The following is a 16,990-nucleotide window of genomic DNA, read 5'->3' on the forward strand; positions in this document are numbered from 1 at the left end:
GTCGCCGCCGCGGCGGCGCCCGTCGCGACCCACGTCGTGACCCCCGTCGTGACCCCCGTCGTGACCCCTGTCGTCGCCCCCGTCGCGTCCGCGGCGGCCCCCGCCGTGGCGCCCGTGGCGGCCGCGGTCACGCCGCTGACCAGCGCCCTCGCCCCGGCGACCGGAGCGCTGGCCCCCGTGGTCGGCTCGCTGCCGACGGTCCCCGGGACCCTGGCGCCTGCCCTCCAGCCGGTCTCCACGGCCCTCCAGGCGCTGGCTCCGCTGACCGGTGCCCTGACCCCTGCCCTGGACCCGCTGTCCCCGGTGACCGACGTCCTCACCCCGGTGACCGACGCCCTCACCCCCGTCCTCGGCGTGCCCACCCCGGTCACCGGCGTCCTCGTCCCCGTCCCGGGGCTGCTCACCCCGGTCACCGGCGGCCCGGGTGCCGTCGACTCCGAGCGGGCCCCGACCGCCGCCGGTGCGGCGGTCACCGGGCGCGCAGCGGCGGCCCCCGCCGTCGACGCCCCCGTGCGCGGTGCCACCGCTGCGGTCGCCGCGGGCGACGTCCCGCCGGTCGCACCGGCCACCCCGCTCCCCGGGCTGCCCCTGACCCCGGCCCCGGCCACCTCCGGCTCCACCGGCAGCGCCGGTGGACCGACCTCCCCCGACCAGGCGGCCGACCTGTCCGCCGCCGTCGGGCCCACGACCTCCGCCGCGGCCACCGCGGCGGCCCTGGCCGCCCAGGACGCCCTGGCCGGCCCTGCGTTCGACCCCTCCTTCTCCCCCGACTGACGGGACGCCCCGCTCGGCCCCTGCGCGCCGAGCACGGCACTCCCCGGCCCGCCGCATGTGCGGGACCGGTCCCCCACTCGGAACCCCAGAAGGAGCTCTGCCATGAACGTGTGGATCAAGCGCGGCCTGCAGACGGCCCTGCTGACCGGTGGCCTGGTGGCCCTCGGCGGCGGGATCGCCTCGGCCGGCGACGGCCTCGACGTCACCGTCCCGGTGACGGTCAGCGGCAACGCGGTCGCGGTCCTCGGCGACGCCAGCAGCAGCGGTACCGCAACCCCCGACGCCACCCTCGGCCTGGACGCCGGCGCGCTGAGCGTCTCGGTGCCGATCACGGTGAGCGGGAACGCGGTCGGGATCCTGGGCGACAGCACCGCCCAGGCGAGCACCCCCACCCCGGCGCCGGCCCCCGCCACGGACGGCGGCGGCGTCGACGTCTCCCTCCCGGTGACGGTCACCGGGAACGCGGTCGGCGTCCTCGGCGACGCGTCGGCGACCGGGACCACCACTCCCGCCCCCACCACGGGCAACGGCTCGGGCGTCGACGTGGACGTCCCCGTGACCGCCTGCGGCAACGGGATCGGCGTCCTCGGCGACGCGGCCGGCACCTGCACCACCCCGGCGCCGGCCGCCGACGACCAGGCCGACGACCAGGCCGACGACCAGGCCGGCGGCGTCGACGTCGACGTCCCCGTCCTGGTGGGCGGCAACGGCGTCGGCGTCGGCGGCACCGGGACCGGCGTCGGCGGCACCGGGTCGGGCACCGGCACGGGATCGGGCACCGGCTCCGGGTCGGGCATCGACGTGGACGCCCCGGTGACCGCCTGCGGCAACGGGATCGGCGTCCTCGGCGACGCGGCCGGCACCTGCACCCCGGCCGACGGCACGGGGACCGGCGGGACCGGGACCCCCGGCACCGGCGGCGGACTCGACGTCGACGTCCCGGTCGCGGTCTGCGGCAACGGGATCGGCCTGCTCGGCGACGCCACCGGCACCTGCACCCTGCCCGGCACCGGCACCCCCGGCACGGGCGGCCCGGGGGTGGACGTCGACGTCCCGGTGACCGTCTGCGGGAACGGGATCGGCCTGCTGGGCTCGGCCTCGGCGACCTGCGGTCCGACCACCACCCCGCCCACCACCGAGGAGCCCCCGGTCGTCGCCGACCCCGAGCCCCCGGTGGTGGACCACCCGGAGCAGCCCGTCGCCGGTGACCACCCGGTCACGGACCGGTTCGCCCCCGTGGTGACCGGCGCGTCGTCCCACCAGGCGTCCGCGGGGTCGCTGGCCTACACCGGCAGCGACCTGGGCGTCGTCCTGCTGGCGGGGCTGCTGGCCCTGGCCGCCGGGGCGAGCCTGCTGCGCACCGCCCGCCGCGCCCGCTGACGCGGCTGCACCGGCCCGGCCGTCGACTGACGGCCGGGCCGGTGTTCCACGTGGATCAGCGCTCGCCGAGCTCCACGGTCATCTGCACCTCGTACCGCTCGCCGTGGTAGGTCGAGATGTCGTGCTCCACGGGCCGGCCGCGGCTCCACGAGATGCGGTCGAACACCAGCACCGGCCGCCCCGGCGCCAGCCCCAGGTGCACGCCGGTGGCCCGGTCGACCTCGGCCGCGCGGACGGTCTGCTCGGCGCGGTCGATCGGGCAGCCGTACTCCTGCGCCAGCAACGTGTACAGCGACCCGGACAGGTCCCGGTCCCCCAGGTCGGGCAGCAGGTCGGCCACGTACCAGCCGTCGTCGATCGACATCGGCTGCCCGTCGGCCAACCGCACCCGGCGCACGTGCCAGGCCGGCGCGCCGGCGGGTAGGTCCAGCGCCCGGCGGGTGGCCGGCGGCGGCACCGCGCGGTCGACCGAGAGCACCACGGTGGACGGCGTGAGCCCCAGCCGCCGCATGTCCTCGTGGAAGGAGGCCAGGTGCAGCTTCGACCGCGCCTTGCGCTCGGCGACGAAGGTGCCCTTGCCGCGCACCCGCACCAGCACGCCCTCGCTGACCAGCTGCCCGATCGCCTCCCGCACGGTGATCCGGCTGACCCCGTGCTCCACGCACAGCTGGCGCTCCCCCGGCAGCGGCGACCCGGCCGGCAGCCGCGCGGCCAGCTCGGTCAACCGGGCCCGCAGCTGCTCGTGCTTGGGCACCAGCCCGTCGACGATCAGCGGCTCGGGCACGGCGCCCATGGTGTCACCAGCCCTGCGCGGGCAGCTTGTGCGCCAGCACGTACCGGTAGTAGGCGGCCCGGGTCAGCCGGGACCCGGCCGCCTCGTCGACGACGACGGTGACGTGCGGGTGCAGCTGCAGCACCGACCCCGGGCACGACGCGCTGAGCGGGCCCTCCACCGCCTCGGCGACCGCGGCGGCCTTGGCGCCCCCGGTGGCGACCAGCACCAGGTGCCGGGCGTCGCGGATCGTGCCCAGGCCCTGGGTGAGCACGTGCCGGGGCACCGCGTCGACCTCGCCGCCGAAGAACCGGGCGTTGTCGGTGCGGGTCCGCTCGGTGAGGGTCTTGACCCGGGTCCGGCTGACCAGCGAGGAGCCGGGCTCGTTGAACCCCACGTGCCCGTTGGCGCCGATGCCGAGCACCTGGACGGCGACCGGCCCGGCCGCCCGCAGCCGCTCTTCGTAGTCCAGCGCGGCCCGCAGCGGGTCGGCCGCGGCGCCGTCGGGTCCGTGCGCCTCGATGCCGAGCTCGTCGGTGATCTCCCGCCGGATGGTCTGCAGGTAGGACTCCGGGTGCCCCGCCGGCAGGCCCACGTACTCGTCGAGCAGGTAGCCGGTGACGCCGTCGGTCGGGAACTCGCCGGCCCGGTGCCGGGCGAGCAGCTCCCGGTAGGCCAGCAGCGGCGAGGACCCGGTGGCCAGGCCCAGGGCCACCGGCCCGTCCGCCCGCGCCGCGGCGACCGACCCGGCGACGGCGTCGGCGACCACGCGCGCGCAGTCCTCCGGGGTGGGCAGCAGCACGATCTCCACGTCTCAGACCTCCAGGGGGCGGCCCGCGGCGAGGACCGCGACGGGCACGAGTTCGGCATCGGTGACCAGGACGTCGGCCCGGGCGCCGGGGACGAGCCGGCCGACGTCGCTGCGGCCGAGCAGGTCGGCCGGGGTCGCCGTCGCGGCCCGGACGGCGTCGGCCAGCGGGACACCGGCGGCCACGGTGCTGCGGACGACGTCCACCAGCCGGGCGGTGCCGCCGGCGACGGCGCCGCCGGTGGTCAGCCGGGCCACCCGGCCGCGCACGGTCACCGGCAGCGCGCCCAGCCGGTAGTCGCCGTCCGGCATCCCGGCGGCGGCCATGGCATCGCTGACCAGGGCGACCTGCGCCGGCCCGACCAGGTCGAACACCATGGCGACGGTCTCCGGCGCCAGGTGCACGCCGTCGGCCACGAGTTCCACGACCAGTTCGCCGCGGCCCGCGGCGGCCAGGCAGGCCGCCACCGGCCCGGGTGCGCGGGACAGCATCGGCGGCATCCCGTTGAACAGGTGGGTGACCGACACCCGGCCGGTCACGGCGGCCGAGCGCAGCGCCTGCGCCGTCCGGGCGGCGGTGGCGTCGGTGTGCCCGAAGCTCGGCAGCACGCCGTGGGCGCGGCAGACGTCGACCAGCTCGTCGGCGTGCGCGGTCTCCGGCGCCAGGGTCACCGACACCACGCCGCCGCCGGCCAGCAGCTCGTCGAGCAGCCGCGGATCACCGGGGAGCAGGGCGGCGGGGTCCTGCGCGCCGCACCGGGCCTCGGCGAGGAACGGGCCCTCCAGGTGCACCCCGGCCAGCTCCCCCGCGGCGACCAGCGGCCGCAGCAGGTCCAGCCGCCGGTGCAGGTGCTCCGGTGGTGCGGACACCAGGCTGGCGACCAGCGTCGTCGTCCCGTGGTGGCGGTGGTGCCCGGCTGCGGCGCGGACGGCGGGCAGGTCGTCGTCCGGGAAGCCGCCGCCGGCCCCGCCGTGGCAGTGCAGGTCGACCAGGCCGGGCAGCAGCAGGCGGTCGGGGGCGGCCGGCGGCAGGTCACCGGGGAAGCCGGCCGCCGGGCCGGCGTAGCCGACCCGGTCGTCGACGGCGGCGACCACGCCGTCGTCGACGACCGACCCGCCGGTGACCAGCCGGCCGCGGAGCACGGTCAGGACGACGGCCTGTCGTCGGCCGTCCCCGCGGCGGAGGTCGCGGAGACGGTGGCCGGGGTGGCGGCGGGGGCAGCGGCGTCGTCGGTGCTGGCGACGACGGCCTCGGCGTCCTCCTCGCGGCCCGGGGTCTTGAGGTTCCACTTGCGGATCACGAACCGGAACAGCACGTAGTAGAGAGCTGCGTAGGCCAGGCCGATCGGGATGATCAGCAGCGGCTTCTGCGCCTGGGTGAAGTTCAGCGCGTAGTCGAAGAACCCGGCGGAGAAGGTGAACCCGTCGTGGATGCCCAGGGCGTTGGTGAGCGCCAGCGACGTGCCGGTGAGCACCGCGTGGATCAGGTACAGCGGCCACGCGACGAACAGGAAGGAGAACTCCAGCGGCTCGGTGATGCCGGTGAGGAACGCGGTCAGCGCGGTGGACAGCATGATGCCGCCGACGATCTTCCGCTGGGCCGGCTTGGCCTCGTGCCAGATGGCGATGGCGGCGGCGGGCAGCGCGAACATCATGATCGGGAAGAAGCCGGTCATGAAGGTCCCGGCCGACGGGTCGCCGGCGAAGAACCGGTTGATGTCGCCGGTCGCGCCGTCGTAGTCGCCGATGACGAACCAGACCACCGAGTTGAGGATGTGGTGCAGGCCCAGCGGGATGAGCAGCCGGTTGACGGTGCCGAAGATCCCGCCGCCGACGACGGCGTTGGCGTCCACGGCCTCGCCGAGGTTGGTCAGGCCGGTGTTGAACGCGCTGTAGACCAGCGACATGAGGACGCCGACCACGATCATCGTCAGCGACGTGATGATCGGGACGAACCGCCGGCCGCCGAAGAAGGCCAGGTAGGTGGGTAGCTTGATCCGGTAGAACCGCTGCCAGAGCACCGCGGCGATCAGCCCGGTGACGACGCCGCCGAGGACGCTGTAGTTGATCAGCTCCTGCGTCTCCCCCTCGGCCGGGGCGCCCAGCATGATCGGGCTCATCGCCCTGAACACGCCCTGCAGCACCAGGTAGCCGACGACGGCGGCCAGGGCGGTGGAGCCGTCGGCCTTCTTCGCCCAGCCGATGGCGATGCCGACGGCGAACAGCAGCGGAAGGTTGTCGAACAGTGCGCCGCCGGCGCCGGCGAGCACCGACGCGGTGCCCTCCAGCCAGCCGAAGGAGCCCAGCATGTCGGGCTGGCCCAGGCGCAGCAGCAGGCCCGCGGCGGGCAGCGCCGCGATGGGCAGCATGAGGCTGCGGCCGAGTCGCTGCAGGCCGCCGAGGCCCTTCACGCCGCTCGGCGGGGCGTTGAGGAAGCTCATCGTTCATCTCCTGGTTCCGCTGGGGACTGCCAGCCGGTACGGTCCGGTCATGACCAGTTGACCGGGAGGATGGCGAACCTGTTCGCTCCCTGTCAACCACCCCCGCACCGACCAGGAGGAACGTCGTGACCAAGGCCGAGCAGATCGTCGCGGGACTGGGTGGCGCCCAGAACATCGAGGACGTCGAGGGCTGCATCACCCGGCTGCGCACCGAGGTCCGCGACGCCTCGCTGGTCGACCAGGCCGCGCTCAAGGCCGCCGGCGCGCACGGCGTCGTGGTGTCGGGGTCGGTCGTGCAGGTGGTGGTCGGCCCCGAGGCCGACGCGCTCGCCGACGACGTCAACGACCTGCTGTGAGCCTGCGGGTCCGGGCACCGTTCAGCGGGACGCTGCTGGCGATCGAGCAGGTCCCCGACCCGGTGTTCGCCGCCTCCATGGTCGGCGCCGGCGTCGGTGTCGAGCCGGCCGCGGACGCCGGGGCGGTCGACGTCGTGGCGCCGGTGTCGGGACGGCTGCTCAAGGTGCACCCGCACGCCTTCATCGTGCTCACCCCCGAGGGCCGCGGCGTGCTGGTGCACGTCGGCCTGGACACCGTGAAGCTGGACGGCGCCCCCTTCACCCTGCACGTGGCCGAGGGCGACGAGGTGGCCGCCGGCGACCGGGTGGTGACGGTGGACGTCGCCGCGGTGCGGGCGGCCGGCCTGTCGCCGGTGAGCCCGGTGGTGGTCATGGACGCCGCCGCCGACACGATGCCCGAGGTGGCCGCCGGGACCCAGGTGCACGCCGGCGACACCCTCTTCACCTGGGGCACCTGAGGCTCGGCCGCCCGCAGGCATGGTGCGTTGGCTGGGCATTCCGCTCGTGGAATGCCCACCAGGTGCACCATGCCTGGCGATCCACAGGGGCGTCGCCGTCCACAGATTCCTCGGACGGCGTTCCTGCGGGGCCCGGGGACGCGATCGTCGCTGCGTGACGATCGACCTCCACCACCTGCTCGGCCCCTCCGGGGTCCGTGCGGCCGCCGAGCTCACCGGGCTCGTCGACGCCGGGAGCGTCGGCCGGTGGGTGCGGCAGGGCCGGCTGCTCCGTCCCGCCCCGGGGGTCCTGGCGCTGCCCGACGCGGTGCAGAACTGGCCGGGGCGCGCCGACGTCGCCACCCACTGGGCGCACCGGGACGGCGGCCGCGGCTGGCTCACCGGCCCCGGCGCGCTGGCGCTGTGGGACGTGCTGCCCGACCCGGGCCCGGTGGTCGACCTCGCCGTCGACCACGCCCGCCGCGCACCGACCGGGGCCCCGCCCTGGTTGCGGGTCCACCGCGCACCCGTGCCGGAGTACGGCATCCGGGCGGACCGTCCCGTCACGATGCCGCCGCGGGCCCTGGTCGACGCGTGGGGGTGGGCGCACGCCACCACGGGTTCCCCCACGGCGGTGGAGGTCGCGCGAGCCGCGGTCATCGGGGCCGTCCGCCGGCGGGTCTGCCGGGTGCGGGAGATCCGCCGCGAGCTGCGGCGGCACCCCAACCTGCCCGGCCGGGCCGCCCTGGTGGAGCTGCTCGACCTGGTCGAGGGCGGCTGCCAGAGCGAGTTCGAGATCTGGGGCCTGGCACACCTGCTCGACGTCCCGGGGCTGCCGCCCGTCCAGCAGCAGCTGGCGCTGGACACCGCCGTCGGCACGGTGCACTTCGACGGCGGCTGGGAGGCGGCCCGGCTCGGCGTCGAGCTCGACGGGGCCCGTTACCACCGCCAGCCGGAGCAGCACGAGTGGGACGTGCGCCGGGACGCCGCCGTCGTCGCGCGGGGCTGGGTGACCCTGCGGATCAGCCACCGCCGGGGCCACGACGACCCGGAGGCCTGCCGGCGGGACATCGCCGCCGCCTTCTTCGCCCGCTGCGCCTGAGGCATGGTGCACCAGATCGGCATTCCGCTGCCGGAATGCCCACTGCGTGCACCATGCCCGACCGGCGGGCTACGAGAAGAGGGCGCTGTAGCCGTTGAGGGCGGGCTGGCCGCCGAGGTGGGCGTAGAGGACCGTCGCGTCGCGGGCGATCTCGCCGGTGCGCACCAGCTCGATGGTCGCGGCCATCGACTTCCCCTCGTAGACCGGGTCGGTGACCATGCCCTCGGTGCGGGCCGCGGTCTCCATGGCGCGCAGGGTGACGTCGTCCGGGATGCCGTAGGTGCCGGCGTGGAAGCGCTCGTCGAGCTCGACGTCGTCCCGGGTCAGCGACCGCTGCAGGCCGATCGCCGAGGCGGTGCGCTGGGCGATGCGCAGCACCTGGTCGCGGGTCTCGGCGGGCTTGGCCGAGGCGTCGACGCCCAGCACCCGGCGCGGGCGCCCGCCGTCCTCCTCGAGCTTGGCGAACCCGGCGACCATGCCGGCCTGGGTCGACCCGGTCACCGAGCAGACCACGACGGTGTCGAAGAAGACGCCGAGCTCGGCCTCCTGCTGCGCCACCTCGTAGGCCCAGCCGGCGAAGCCGTGCCCGCCCAGCGGGTGGTCGCTGGCCCCGGCGGGGATCGCGTAGGGCTTGCCGCCGCGGGCCTCGATCTCGGCCAGCGCCGACTCCCACGACTCCTTGAACCCGATGCCGAACCCGGCCTTAACCAGCCGGACGTCGGCCCCGGCCAGCCGGCTGATGAGGATGTTGCCGACCTTGTCGTAGACCGCGTCGGGCCACTCGACCCAGCTCTCCTGCACGAGCACGCACTCCAACCCGAGGTGCGCGGCGACGGCGGCGACCTGGCGGGTGTGGTTGCTCTGCACGCCGCCGATGGAGACCAGCGTGTCGCAGCCCTGCGCGAGGGCGTCGGCGACCAGGTACTCCAGCTTGCGGGTCTTGTTGCCGCCATAGGCGATGCCGGAGTTGCAGTCCTCGCGCTTGGCCCAGACCGCGGCGCCGCCGAGGTGCTCGGTGAGCCGGTCCAGGCGGTGCACCGGCGAGGGCCCGAACAGCAGCGGGGTACGGGGGAAGTCGGCCAGCGTGGTCATGGGTTCTCCTCGGTCAGCTCGGCCAGCAGGGCGGTCCAGATGGCAGTGGTGGTGGCGACGGCGGCATCGACGTCCCGGGACGCGCAGGCGGTGATCAGCTGCTCGTGCAGCTCGACGGGGTCCGCGCCGTGCGCGGCGGCGAACCGCAGCCGCTCCAGCCGGCGGACCAGCGGGGTGAACCGGTCGACGGTGGCCCGCACGGCGCCGTTGCCGGCCCGGTCGACCAGCACGTCGTGCAGCTCGTCGTCGCGGGTCAGCGCGGTGTCGACGTCCCCGGCGGCGACGGCGGCGGCGAAGCGGGCGTTGGCGCGGCGCATCGCCGCGACGTCGTCGTCGGTGACCAGGGGGACGGCGGTGCGCACGGCGAGCTCGTGCATGGCCCGGACGACGACCGCGGCGTCGTGCACCACCGAGGGGACTACGGCGGTGACCCGGGTGTGGCTCTGCGGCTTGCTCTCCACGAGGCCCTCGTCGGCCAGCCGCGCCAGCGCCATCCGCACCGGCGCGACCGACAGCCCGAGGCGGCCGGCCAGCTCGGCGTCCTTGACCACACCGCCGGGCGGCAGCTCGCCGTTGACGATCGCCTCGCGCAGCAGGGCGGCGGCGCGGTCGCGGAGCAGGACCCGTTCCACGACTGACATCTAAGATGTCAGTTGCCGGTCAGGTCAAGCGTCATCAGGCAGCCGCGACCAGATCAGCTCGTCGCAGCGCACGCCGTCCCCGTAGCGGTAGGACCTGCGCAGCCGTCCCTCCAGCACGAACCCGGCACGCTCGGCGACCCGCTCCGACGCCGTGTTCGCCACGTCGTGCAGCAGCTGCACCCGCTCCAGCCCCAGCTCGGCGAACGCCCACCGCACCACCGCGTCGACCACCCGCGGCGCGACCCGGCGCCCCCGGGCGGCCGGGACCACCCAGTAGCCGATCTCGGCCTCGCCGTCGTGGATCGAGTGCAGCGAGACCGACCCCAGCAGCACCCCGCCGCCGTCGACCACCGCCCGGGAGACGTGGTCGTCGCCCTCGCTGCGCCGGGCCAGCCACGCCGCCGCCTCGTCCCGCGACCGCGCCCCGCTGCCGTTCCACCGCCGGATCGCCGGGTCCTGCAGCGCGGTCCACACGGCGTCCAGGTCGGTCGGCGACCAGGGCCGGACGACGAGCTCCCCCACGGTCAGCCGCACCATGCCGACTACGGTCCCGCCCATGAGCCGTGAACGCACCTACACCTGGGGCGACCCGATGGAGTCCGCGGCGCAGGTGATGACCAGCTCCGGCATCGACGTGCTGCGGGCGATGGCCGAGGGCCGGCTGCCGCGCGCTCCGATCGCGGCGACGCTGGGCATGGGCCTGGAGTCGGTGGAACCGGGGAAGGTCGTGTTCACGATCGAGCCGGCGGAGTTCCACTACAACCCGATCGGCTCGGTCCACGGCGGGGTCTACGCGACGATCCTGGACTCCGCGACCGGCTGCGCGGTGCACTCGATGCTCCCGGCCGGCGTCGGCTACACCAGCCTGGACCTCACGGTGAAGTTCCTGCGGGCGATGACCACCACCACGGGGCTCGCCCGCTGCACCGGCACGGTCACCCACCTGGGCGGGCGCACCGCGCTGGCCGAGGCCCGGCTGACCGACGCCGAGGACCGGCTGCTGGCCACCGCCACCAGCTCGATCCTGGTCATCCGGCCGCAACCGGGCGCCGTGCAGTGACCGTCCGCCCCGCCGGCCGACCCGACGTCCCCCGCACCTCGGCCACCCTCGCCCGCGCCTGGGCCGACTACCGCTGGTCCGGCTGGGCCTTCCCGGAGGACGGCCGGGCGCAGCGGCTGCACCGCTGGTGCGAGCTCGCCGTCCTCCGCGGCCTGGACACCGACTCGGTGTGGACGACCGAGGACGGCGCGAGCGTCGCGGTGTGGGCGCCGCCGTCCCCTCCCCCGGTGGCCGACGACCTGCAGGCGGTGCTCGACCGCGACCTGCCCCGGATGCTGGGCAGCCGCCAGCCGGTGGTGCTGGCCAGCGAGCGGCTGGCCGAGCAGGGCCTGCCCGAGGAGCCGCACTGGCGGCTGGTCGCACTGGGCACGCTCGCCGACCGCCGGCACGCGGGCCTGGCCGCCCAGGTGTGCGCGCCGGTGCTGGAGCGCTGCGACGCCGAGGGCGTGCCGGCCGCGCTGACCGCCTACACCCGGCTGGCCGTCACCTGGGGGCAGCAGCAGGGCTTCGCGGTCACCCACGCCACCCGCACGGCCGTCGACCACGAGCTGCCGGCCTGGGCGATGGTGCGCAGGCCCGCCCGGGCGTCAGGCAGCGGCGAGGGCCGGGACGACGGGTAGCTGCAGCGCGCCGGCCAGCTCGGCGGACCGGTCACCGGTGATCCGCGGCGACCGGGTGAACAGCGCGACGGCGACCATGTAGGAGTCCTCGTCGGCCCAGCCCCGGCCGGCGTCGACGAGCTCGCGGATGCGGCGCAGCACCGTCGGCTCGCGGCTGTAGCGGCCGAGCTCCAACGGCATGGCCAGGAAGCTGGCCACCCGGAACCCGGCGTCCGCGGCTGCCTGCAGCGTGCCCACCGGGTCGGCGTAGCTGGCCACGGCGGCGACCACGTTCTCCCACGGCCCGTCCAGCACCCGCAGCAGCAGCGCGTTGCCGTCCGGGCCGCCCCACAGGCCGGGCAGCTGCAGGTCGCCGTCCGGGGCGGGCAGGTAGGGCGGGTTGGTGACCACCGTGCGGGCGGGGGTGCCGGCGCTGCCGGCGAAGAAGTCGCCGTGCGCGACGACGTACCGGTCGGCCACGCCGTGCGCGGCGACGACGTCACGGGCGGCGGCCACGGAGGCGGCGTCGACGTCCCACGACCGGACGGCGAGGCCGGGCAGCCCGGCGACGACCTCGGCGACGGCCCGGGCGTCGCCGGTGCCGAGCTCCACGACACCCCCGTCGGCCCAGTCGAGCTCGCGGGCGTAGTGGCGCAGCACCAGCCCCAGGGAGCAGGCGAAGTGGTCGGACTCGGCGGTGCAGTCGAACGGCATGCGGGGACTCCAGCGTCTGGCGGGGTCGTGCCGGCCGTGGTCTCCAGCCTCGTGGGACCGCGGTCTCCTCCCCGCTGCGGCGGCCCGCCAACCATCCCCAGGTCAGCGGGCCGCCCGGCGCGGTCAGTCCCGGGGGCCGCCGGCGACGTAGATGACCTGGCCGGAGACGAACCCGGCGCCCTCGCTGGCCAGGAAGGACACGGTGTGCGCGATGTCCTCGGGCTGGCCCACCCGGGCGACCGGGATCTGCTTGGCGGCGGCCGCCTTGAAGTCCTCGAACGGCATGCCCACGCGCTCGGCCGTCGCGGCGGTCATCTCGGTCTCGATGAACCCGGGGGCGATGGCGTTGGCGGTGACGTTGTAGCGGCCGAGCTCGATGGCCAGGGTCTTGGTGAACCCCTGCATGCCGGCCTTGGCCGCGGAGTAGTTGACCTGGCCGCGGTTGCCCAGCGCCGACACCGAGGACAGGTTCACGATCCGGCCGAACTCGGCCTCGACCATGTGCTTCTGCGCCGCCCGGCTCATCAGGAACGCCCCGCGCAGGTGCACGCCCATGACGGCGTCCCAGTCGGCGGTGCTCATCTTGAACAGCAGGTTGTCGCGGGTGATGCCGGCGTTGTTCACCAGCACCGTCGGCCCGCCGAGGGCCTCGGCGACGCGGTCGACGGCGGCGGCCACCGACTGCTCGTCGGACACGTCCGCGCCCACGGCGAGCGCGTCGCCGCCGGCGGCCTTGATCGCGTCGACGGTGCCGGCGCACGCGGCCTCGTCGAGGTCCAGGACGGCGACGGACATGCCGTCGGCGGCGAGCCGGGTGGCGATCGCCGCCCCGATCCCGCGGGCCGCGCCCGTCACGATGGCCGTCCGCTGAGCCTGCGCCATTGCTGTCTCCTCCTGCATCGGGGAGCCGGGGCGCCGCCGACCGGGCGGCCGGGCGCGCTACCGGCCGGTAGGTCCGCCGACCGTCCTACCAGGTGACCGCACGGCCCGCGGGTCGGGGGTAGTCTCCCCGCCACAACCGAACACACCGACAGGGGAGCGCCTCGGCGCTGAGAGTGCGGGCAACCGCAGACCCTCGAACCTGAACCGGGTCATGCCGGCGTAGGGAGTCTGGAGCAGCACATGTCCGTGCAGGACCGTCCCGTCACCACCGTGAAGTGGCGCACCGTGGACATCGTCACCACCGCCGTCCTCGGCGTCGCCTTCGGCGTGGTGTTCATCCTGTGGAACCTGGTGAACTCCGCGATCGCCCTGGTCCCGCCGGTGTCCGGGATCATGAACGGCGTCTACCTCATGCCGGGCCTGGTCGCCGGGCTGCTGGTGCGCAAGCCCGGCGCGGCCACCTTCGCCTCGACGCTGGCCGCGGCGGTGAGCCTGCTGGCCTCGCCCTACGGCGGCATCATCGTGGTCTACGGCCTGGTGCAGGGCCTGGGCGGCGAGCTGGGCTTCGCGCTCACCCGCTACCGCCGCTTCGGGTGGGGCACCGCGGTGCTGGCCGCCGTCACCGCCGGGCTGTCGACATCGGTGCTGGACCTCACGCTCTACTACCCCTCGGTCTCGACCTGGGGGGTCAAGGTGCCCTACACGGTGCTCACCGTGGTGAGCAGCGTGGTGATCGCCGGGGTGCTCGGCCTGCTGCTGGTCCGGGCGCTGGCCCGCACCGGCGCGCTGAGCTCGTTCGCCTCGGGGCGCAGCCGCGTCTGAGCAGCCGGTCGCGGTCGAGGGGCGGGGTACCGCCCGGCCGGCCGCCGTCCGGGCCCGCGGGCTGGCGGTGCGGCACGCCGGCCGGGCGGCCTGGGCGCTGACCGGGATCGACCTGGACGTCGCCCCCGGTGAGCGGGTGCTGGTCACCGGCGCCTCGGGGGCCGGCAAGTCCACGCTGTTCGCCGCGCTGGCCGGTCTGCTGGACCCCGAGGCGGCCGAGGTCACCGGCGAGCTCGCCGTCGACGGCCGCCCGCCCCCGCAGGCCCGGGACCGGCTGGGCCTGCTCCTGCAGGACCCCGACGCCCAGCTGGTGATGACCCGCGCCGGCGACGACGTCGCGTTCGGCCTGGAGAACGCCGGGCTGCCCGCCGACGTCATCTGGCCGCGGGTGGACGACGCGCTGGCCGCGGTGGGCTGGCGGTACGGGCGCGACCGGCCCACCCAGGCGCTGTCCGGCGGGGAGAAGCAGCGGCTGGTGCTGGCCGGTGCGCTGGCCCGCCGCCCCGGGCTGCTGCTGCTCGACGAGCCGACCGCGCAGCTGGACCCGGCCGGCGCCGCCGTCGTCCGGGAGGCCGTCGGCCGTGCCGTGGTTGCACGTGGAACGACGCTGCTGGTGGTGGACCACGACGCCGGACCCTGGCTGCCGCTGGTCGACCGGGTGGTCGAGGTGCGCGAGGGCGGCCTGGTCGAGCACCCGCCCGGCTGGGCCCCGGTGCCCCGCGCGGCCGGCCTGGCGCTGCCCGGGGTGCCCCGGACAGTGATCAGGGGGCCTGATCACCGTGCGGCCGCCCACACCGACGTCCGTGTGGATGGACGTGCACCGATCAGGTCCCCTGATCACCGTCCGGCGGAGCGGCTCGTCGCCGAGGGGGCCGGGTTCGCCTACCGGGGGACGACGACGCCGGCGCTGCACCCCACCACGCTGGCGCTGGACGCCGGCACGGTGACCGCGGTGACCGGGCCCAACGGGGCGGGCAAGTCGACGCTGGCGCTGCTGCTGGCCGGCCTGCGCGCGCCCACCACCGGCGCCGTGCTGGCCGCGGGCGAGCTCGCCGTCCGCGGGGAACGTCGTCCGCACCGCTGGCGGGCCGGGGACCTGGTGACCCGGATCGGCACGGTGTTCCAGCAGCCCGAGCACCAGTTCCTCACCGGCCGGCTGCGCGACGAGCTGGAGCTGGGGCCGCTGCGCAGCGGCAGCGGGTCAGCCGCCGCGCGGGCCCGTGCCGAGGAGCTGCTGGAGCGCCTGGGCCTGGCCCCGTTCGCCGACGCCAACCCCTTCACCCTCTCCGGCGGCCAGCAGCGGCGGCTGTCGGTGGCGACCGCGCTGGCCACCGCGCCGGCGGTGCTGGTCCTCGACGAGCCCACCTTCGGCCAGGACGCCGCCACCTGGCGGGAGCTGGTCACCCTGCTGGCCGAGCAGCGCGCGGCCGGGTGCGCGGTGGCCACGGTGACCCACGACCGCGACCTGGTCGACGTGCTCGCCGACGCCGAGGTGGCGCTGTGACCGCCTCGCTGTCGCTGGGCCCCGCCCCCGACGTCCCGCTGTCCCGGATCAACCCGTGCGCCCAGATCCTGGCCGCCGTCGCGGTCAGCCTGGCCCTGCTGGCCACCCTGGACGCCGTCACACCCGCCGTCGTGGTCGCCGCGGAGCTCTGCCTGCTGCCCGCTGCCGGGCTCACCGACCCGCGCACCCTGCTGCTGCGCACCTGGCCGCTCGTCCTGGGCGCCGGCACCCTGGCGGTGGTCAACGTCGTCCTCGGGGACGCCGGGCTGCTGGGTGCCCTGGGCATCGCGCTGCGGGTGGTCGGGCTGGCCCTGCCCGGGGTGCTGCTGGTCGCCTCCACCGACCCGGTCCGGCTGGCCGACGCGCTGACCGTGCACTGGCGCTTCCCGCCCCGGGTGGCGGTGGGCTCGCTGGCGGCGCTGCGCCTGGTGCCGCTGCTGGTCGCGGAGTTCGAGACCGTGCAGCTGGCCCGGCGCACCCGCGGCGTGGAGGCCGGCCGCAACCCGGTCGCCCGGGTCCGGCTGGTCGCCGGCATCGCGTTCACCCTGCTGGTCGGGGCGGTGCGGCGGGCCGGCCGGCTGGCCACCGCGATGGATGCCCGCGGCTTCGACTCCGTCATCCGCCGCACCAACGCCCGCGGCTCGGTGCTGCACGCCCGCGACCACCTCTTCGTGGCCGGCGCCGGCCTCGTCGCCGCGGTGGCCGTGACGACCAGCGTGCTGGCCGGCACCTGGGCGCCGCTGTTCGTGGGCGGCTGAACCGGCGGTCAGGGCTTGCGCTTCTGCGCGGTCTCCACCGCGACCAGGCCCAGCAGCAGCGACCAGCCCAGCGCGACGCCGAGCAGCAGCGGCGGCACCGAGCCCAGCAGCAGGCCGATGACCAGCGGCACCGAGCCGAGGATGCCCAGGTCCAGCCCGCGCACCAGGGTCACGGTCACGCTGGTGGGCACCGCACCCATCGGCGAGGACAGCACCGGGCCCGACCAGTCCAGCTCGGGCCGGTAGCCGCCGCGCACCGCCGCGCCCGCCCACGCCGGCGCGGTGGCCGCGCCGAGGGCCGCCCACTCCCAGCCCAGGCCGACCAGCCCGGCCGACACCGCGCACACCACGACCAGCCCGGCCAGCGGCACCAGCGCCCGGGCCCGGACGACGTCGCGGGCGCCCAGCGACAGCAGCCGGTCGGCGGCGGGTGCGCCGTGCGCCTGCCGGGAGGGCTCCCCGAGCGCGACGGTGGCCAGCGACCAGCCGATGACCACGGCGACGGCGACCAGCGCGGGCACCCCGCCCAGCCCGTCGGTGCGGGCGGCGAGCACCGGCAGCGCGGCACCGATGGCCAGCTGGCCCCACCGCCAGGGCGAGCGGGTGGTCACCGCGAGGTCCCCGGCCACGACCGCGTGCCAGGGGGTGGTGACCCGGGTCCAGCGGCGGGCCCGGCGCGGGGGGTGCACCGGGGTGCCCAGCGCCCGGCCGAGCTCGCGGGTGTCCAGGGACAGCGCCGACACCGAGGCCACCAGCACCGCCGTCCCCCGTTCGCGCAGCGCACCGGCCGGCACCGCGCCGCTGACCCGGTCGGCGGCCAGCAGCGCCGCTGCGGCCAGCAGGAGGGG

At 76.2% G+C, this 16,990-nt stretch carries 18 protein-coding genes, 2 pseudogenes and 1 riboswitch; of the genes and pseudogenes, 10 read left to right on the forward strand and 10 right to left on the reverse strand.

Annotation, left to right across the window (positions count from 1 at the left end):
- Both NH342_RS16660 and NH342_RS16665 read left to right on the forward strand, forming a co-directional pair.
- A pseudogene (locus tag NH342_RS16660) lies at positions 1–774 on the forward strand (hypothetical protein); the annotation flags it as partial.
- 102 nt (positions 775–876) lie between these two features.
- Complete coding sequence (locus NH342_RS16665) at positions 877–2,154, forward strand: hypothetical protein (protein ID WP_253016364.1); 1,278 nt, start codon at positions 877–879, stop codon at positions 2,152–2,154.
- A 55-nt stretch (positions 2,155–2,209) separates the two neighbouring features.
- Here NH342_RS16665 and NH342_RS23670 read toward each other — a convergent pair whose 3' ends face one another.
- Genes NH342_RS23670 through NH342_RS16690 form a run of 4 tightly spaced genes read right to left on the reverse strand, consistent with a single transcriptional unit; the run spans position 2,210 to position 6,175 of the window.
- Entirely contained in the window at positions 2,210–2,938 is a 729-nt protein-coding gene (locus tag NH342_RS23670; protein ID WP_308200684.1) for a GntR family transcriptional regulator, read from the reverse strand.
- A 13-nt stretch (positions 2,939–2,951) separates the two neighbouring features.
- Positions 2,952–3,737 (reverse strand): glucosamine-6-phosphate deaminase, encoded by a 786-nt coding sequence (locus tag NH342_RS16680; RefSeq protein WP_253016366.1) that lies wholly within the window; start codon positions 3,735–3,737, stop codon positions 2,952–2,954.
- Positions 3,738–3,740: 3 nt separating this feature from the next.
- Positions 3,741–4,877, reverse strand: a complete 1,137-nt coding sequence (locus NH342_RS16685) for an N-acetylglucosamine-6-phosphate deacetylase (RefSeq protein WP_253016368.1) — start codon at positions 4,875–4,877, stop codon at positions 3,741–3,743.
- Between the two features lie 2 nt (positions 4,878–4,879).
- Positions 4,880–6,175, reverse strand: coding sequence for a PTS transporter subunit EIIC (locus tag NH342_RS16690; RefSeq protein ID WP_253016370.1), 1,296 nt, complete (start codon positions 6,173–6,175; stop codon positions 4,880–4,882).
- Between the two features lie 80 nt (positions 6,176–6,255).
- Between NH342_RS16690 and NH342_RS16695 the strand changes: the two are divergent.
- The 3 genes and pseudogenes from NH342_RS16695 to NH342_RS16705 form a co-directional block, all read left to right on the forward strand.
- A pseudogene (locus NH342_RS16695) lies at positions 6,256–6,531 on the forward strand (glucose PTS transporter subunit EIIB); the annotation flags it as partial.
- Positions 6,528–6,989 (forward strand): glucose PTS transporter subunit IIA, encoded by a 462-nt coding sequence (locus NH342_RS16700; RefSeq protein WP_253016374.1) that lies wholly within the window; start codon positions 6,528–6,530, stop codon positions 6,987–6,989. The pseudogene NH342_RS16695 and the gene NH342_RS16700, both read left to right, overlap by 4 nt.
- A 154-nt stretch (positions 6,990–7,143) precedes the next feature.
- On the forward strand, positions 7,144–8,070 hold the full coding sequence (locus NH342_RS16705) for a hypothetical protein (RefSeq protein WP_253016376.1): 927 nt from the start codon (positions 7,144–7,146) through the stop codon (positions 8,068–8,070).
- A gap of 69 nt (positions 8,071–8,139) precedes the next feature.
- Here the strand turns inward: NH342_RS16705 and NH342_RS16710 are convergent, their stop codons facing one another.
- Genes NH342_RS16710 through NH342_RS16720 form a run of 3 tightly spaced genes read right to left on the reverse strand, consistent with a single transcriptional unit; the run spans position 8,140 to position 10,340 of the window.
- Positions 8,140–9,162 carry a 1-aminocyclopropane-1-carboxylate deaminase gene (locus NH342_RS16710; RefSeq protein WP_253016378.1) on the reverse strand — a complete coding sequence of 341 codons (1,023 nt, stop codon included), beginning with the start codon at positions 9,160–9,162 and terminating at the stop codon, positions 8,140–8,142.
- The gene (locus tag NH342_RS16715; RefSeq protein ID WP_253016380.1) at positions 9,159–9,803 is read right to left on the reverse strand and encodes a GntR family transcriptional regulator; all 645 of its coding nucleotides are present in this window, start codon (positions 9,801–9,803) and stop codon (positions 9,159–9,161) included. Before NH342_RS16715 ends, NH342_RS16710 begins: the two co-directional genes overlap by 4 nt.
- A 24-nt stretch (positions 9,804–9,827) precedes the next feature.
- On the reverse strand, positions 9,828–10,340 hold the full coding sequence (locus tag NH342_RS16720; protein ID WP_253016382.1) for a GNAT family N-acetyltransferase: 513 nt from the start codon (positions 10,338–10,340) through the stop codon (positions 9,828–9,830).
- Between the two features lie 19 nt (positions 10,341–10,359).
- Between NH342_RS16720 and NH342_RS16725 the strand changes: the two genes are divergently transcribed.
- Positions 10,360–10,863, forward strand: coding sequence for a PaaI family thioesterase (locus NH342_RS16725; protein ID WP_253016384.1), 504 nt, complete (start codon positions 10,360–10,362; stop codon positions 10,861–10,863).
- A complete protein-coding gene (locus tag NH342_RS16730; RefSeq protein ID WP_253016386.1) occupies positions 10,860–11,483 on the forward strand; it encodes an N-acetyltransferase in 624 nt (207 codons plus the stop codon). Before NH342_RS16725 ends, NH342_RS16730 begins: the two co-directional genes overlap by 4 nt.
- On the opposite strand, the gene NH342_RS16735 is transcribed toward NH342_RS16730, so the two are convergent.
- Both NH342_RS16735 and fabG read right to left on the reverse strand, forming a co-directional pair.
- Positions 11,451–12,176, reverse strand: coding sequence for a methyltransferase (locus tag NH342_RS16735; RefSeq protein WP_253016388.1), 726 nt, complete (start codon positions 12,174–12,176; stop codon positions 11,451–11,453). The two genes, NH342_RS16730 and NH342_RS16735, sit on opposite strands and share 33 nt — an antisense overlap.
- Before the next feature lie 123 nt (positions 12,177–12,299).
- Positions 12,300–13,058: a 3-oxoacyl-ACP reductase FabG gene (gene fabG, locus NH342_RS16740; protein ID WP_253016390.1), complete on the reverse strand. Its 759-nt coding sequence runs from the start codon at positions 13,056–13,058 to the stop codon at positions 12,300–12,302.
- A gap of 140 nt (positions 13,059–13,198) precedes the next feature.
- Positions 13,199–13,301: riboswitch (TPP riboswitch) on the forward strand.
- On the opposite strand from fabG, the gene NH342_RS16745 reads away from it, so the two are divergent.
- The 3 genes from NH342_RS16745 (at position 13,299) to NH342_RS16755 (ending at position 16,142) form a co-directional block, all read left to right on the forward strand.
- The gene (locus NH342_RS16745; protein WP_253016392.1) at positions 13,299–13,880 is read left to right on the forward strand and encodes an ECF transporter S component; all 582 of its coding nucleotides are present in this window, start codon (positions 13,299–13,301) and stop codon (positions 13,878–13,880) included. It overlaps the preceding riboswitch by 3 nt.
- Before the next feature lie 67 nt (positions 13,881–13,947).
- Entirely contained in the window at positions 13,948–15,384 is a 1,437-nt protein-coding gene (locus NH342_RS16750) for an ABC transporter ATP-binding protein (protein ID WP_253016394.1), read from the forward strand.
- Entirely contained in the window at positions 15,381–16,142 is a 762-nt protein-coding gene (locus tag NH342_RS16755) for an energy-coupling factor transporter transmembrane protein EcfT (protein WP_253016396.1), read from the forward strand. Before NH342_RS16750 ends, NH342_RS16755 begins: the two co-directional genes overlap by 4 nt.
- An 8-nt stretch (positions 16,143–16,150) precedes the next feature.
- Here NH342_RS16755 and NH342_RS16760 read toward each other — a convergent pair.
- Positions 16,151–16,990, reverse strand: an 840-nt coding sequence (locus tag NH342_RS16760) for a DUF6297 family protein (RefSeq protein ID WP_253016398.1), incomplete at its 5' end; no start/stop codon positions are given.

Source organism: Klenkia sp. PcliD-1-E (genome assembly GCF_024124375.1).
GTDB lineage: Bacteria > Actinomycetota > Actinomycetes > Mycobacteriales > Geodermatophilaceae > Klenkia.